This is a genomic window from Gordonia sp. NPDC003950 (assembly GCF_053605205.1).
The window spans coordinates 1-1,558 of record NZ_JBSGIT010000062.1 but is presented as its reverse complement, the minus strand read 5'-3'; the positions used below and the strand labels follow the sequence as shown (position 1 = coordinate 1,558).

The 1,558-nt window shown below is 63.5% G+C and carries 2 protein-coding genes and 1 pseudogene; all 3 read right to left on the bottom strand.

Annotation, left to right across the window (positions count from 1 at the left end; translation table 11 throughout):
* Positions 1–59: 59 nt before the first annotated feature.
* A complete protein-coding gene (locus ACWETB_RS23835) occupies positions 60–1,007 on the bottom strand; it encodes an IS3 family transposase (RefSeq protein WP_452214064.1) in 948 nt (315 codons plus the stop codon).
* Positions 974–1,141, bottom strand: a pseudogene (locus ACWETB_RS23830) (transposase); the annotation flags it as partial. The pseudogene ACWETB_RS23830 and the gene ACWETB_RS23835, both read right to left, overlap by 34 nt.
* Positions 1,142–1,185: 44 nt before the next feature.
* Positions 1,186–1,518, bottom strand: a complete 333-nt coding sequence (locus tag ACWETB_RS23825) for a nucleoside hydrolase (protein ID WP_452214062.1) — start codon at positions 1,516–1,518, stop codon at positions 1,186–1,188.
* Positions 1,519–1,558 lie beyond the last annotated feature (40 nt).

The window sequence follows — 1,558 nt, the reverse complement described above, 5'->3', positions numbered from 1 at the left end:
AACGCGCGCGCCTTGACCTCCGGATCGATCTTCTTGGGCATGTGCTCATCCTTCCTGACTCAAAAGGAAGCGGCACGAAACCTAGGGGGATTCAGGTTGTGGTCGTCTTTGAAGTCGCCGATGACCACGCGCGCCTCCAACAGGGTGGGCCAGCAGTTGCGGTTCAAACACTCATCGCGCAGCCGGTTGTTGAACGACTCGATGAACCCGTTGTTCCACGGCGTGCCGGGCGGAATGTAGGCGATCCCCACCGACCCTGCACAAAACGCGCGCAGGGCCTCGGAGATGAACTCAGGGCCGTTGTCCATGCGCAGCACCATCGGCGGGCCGCCCCAGATCGCGAAGACCTTCTTCAACTCCTCGATCAGTCGCTCGGCGGTGATCGAGCGGTCCACGATGTCCAGCAGCGACATGCGGGTGTGTTCATCGACCATCGACGCGATCTTGATCTTGTGCCCGTCGACGGTGGAGTCGAACTGAAAGTCCAATGCCCACACCACTTTCGGTGCATCGGCGACCATGATCGGTACCGACGACTGGCCAGCCCGTTTACGGCGCGGAGCGCGGCGCACCTGCAATCCTTCGTCCTTCCATAACCGGTGGACTTTCTTCTTGTTGACCTCATCGCCCTCGTCGAAACGCAGCCACGCCCACGCACGTCGAAACCCATGACGGGGATTCTTGCGGGCGTAGGTCCGTAGCTGCTCACGCAGGCCGGCGTCGGGGTCGGCGGGTGTCTGTGCTTGAGGTAGCTGCCGATAGGCGGAGCGGGCGAGCCCAACAACCTTGCACGCCTTGCGTTCTGACATGTTCATCACGTCTTTGAGCATGTCGATAGCGGCGCGTTTGGCGGTCGGGCTCAGAATTTTCCCTTCGCGATCTCCCGCAGCGCGTCCTTCTCGAGTTCGGCGTCGGCGAGTAGCCGCTTGAGCCGGCTGTTCTGTTCGCGCAGTTCTTTGAGTTCTTTGGCGGCGTCGCCGTCCATGCCGCCGTACTGGCGGCGCCAGTTGTACAGGGTCGCCGCCGACACCTCGAGGTCGGCGGCGATCTCCTCGCCGGTCTTGCCTTCGGCGGCCAGCTCGTCTGCCCGGCGCAACTTGCGCACGATGTCTTCCGCCGAGTGACGCTTACGTCCTGCCATGATCCCTATCGTCCCTTCGTGCCCTCATCAGGGCAATCAGGACTCTAAAACGAACCGGACCGGTTCACGGGGGACACGCCATCCCCAAGACCGTCGTGGCCATGAACCGCCGACGGTCGCCACCGTGGCGGCGGTCGCTTCGCGCCGGACCACACCGGGACGGTCGGTACCGCGAGACTCGCGTTCCGCGCGGCCGCCGGCGCCGACACGTTTCCCCACGTCGATGTGACACCCCACAATCTGCCGGTCGCCGCCAGCGCACGTAAGGCGACGACGTCGTCCAGACCTCCATCGGTGTCGACGAGGACGGGCGTTCCCGCGGTGAATCCCCCTAGGTTTCGTGCCGCTTCCTTTTGAGTCAGGAAGGATGAGCACATGCCCAAGAAGATCGATCCGGAGGTCAAGGCGCGCGCGTTG

What these genes read in the sequence shown, in the direction of transcription:
- ACWETB_RS23825 (WP_452214062.1), bottom strand. Translation starts at nt 1,518, where the DNA reads ATGTGCTCATCCTTCCTGACTCAAAAGGAAGCGGCACGAAACCTAGGG.